Annotated in this window: 1 protein-coding gene; it reads right to left on the bottom strand. The window is 38.4% G+C overall.

The window, feature by feature from the left end; genetic code table 11:
• A partial coding sequence (locus tag HMPREF0373_RS08375) for an AraC family ligand binding domain-containing protein (protein ID WP_021739254.1) occupies positions 1-571 on the bottom strand: 571 nt, incomplete at its 3' end.
• Positions 572-708 lie beyond the last annotated feature (137 nt).

Here is a 708-nt window from a genome sequence, read left to right as displayed (position 1 = left end):
ATTTGTCGGAAGAGTCTGATTCCGTGGAGAATCTTGTGTTACTGTACTGGAGCAGAAGAAAAAGTGTCTGTAGCAGATAAGATTTTATGGCGAGTTCATATCCAAACATCCGGGTATCGTAAAGGGAGGCAAGCTGTGCAAAAGACTTGCAAAGAGAATCATATGCAGGATGATCCGCGGTAATGAGACAGGGTAAAGATAATTCGTGGTTTACCATAGGCGTAAGGTAGCGGGTAGAACAGATGTCTGCAGTATTTCCTCCCAAAAGATTCATATGGAATACATAGGTTTCCGAACAGAAGTCCTGACTGCTTTTCAGGATAATGGAATGCAGCAGCAGGGGAGGAATAAACAGAATATCCCCGGTACTTGCCTCATATTCGATTAAATCGATCTGGTAGACACAGGAACCTTTTGTTATAAGGGTAAGCTCTGCTTCTTCGTGCCAGTGCATTGTTATGACAGGTGCTTCTTTTGTCAGATTTGTAATATACTTCTGGATTGGAAAATAAACTTCTCCATGTTTGATATTTTCTTTTTGCTCCGGTATAAGTGAATGTGGCGTTTTCATTTTTTACCCTCTCTATAATAGCAGTATTGTGTTATATAATGAAAAAATAATGCAAGATTTGTCAAAAATAAGATCTTATAATAGCAGTATAATACAGCTAAAGCAATAACGCAATGGCGAACAAATACTATGATTAT

It is taken from the genome of Eubacterium ramulus ATCC 29099, from assembly GCF_000469345.1.
Lineage (GTDB): Bacteria > Bacillota > Clostridia > Lachnospirales > Lachnospiraceae > Eubacterium_I > Eubacterium_I ramulus.
The sequence above is the reverse complement of the archived record's forward strand: the minus strand, read 5'-3'. Positions and strand labels throughout refer to the sequence as shown.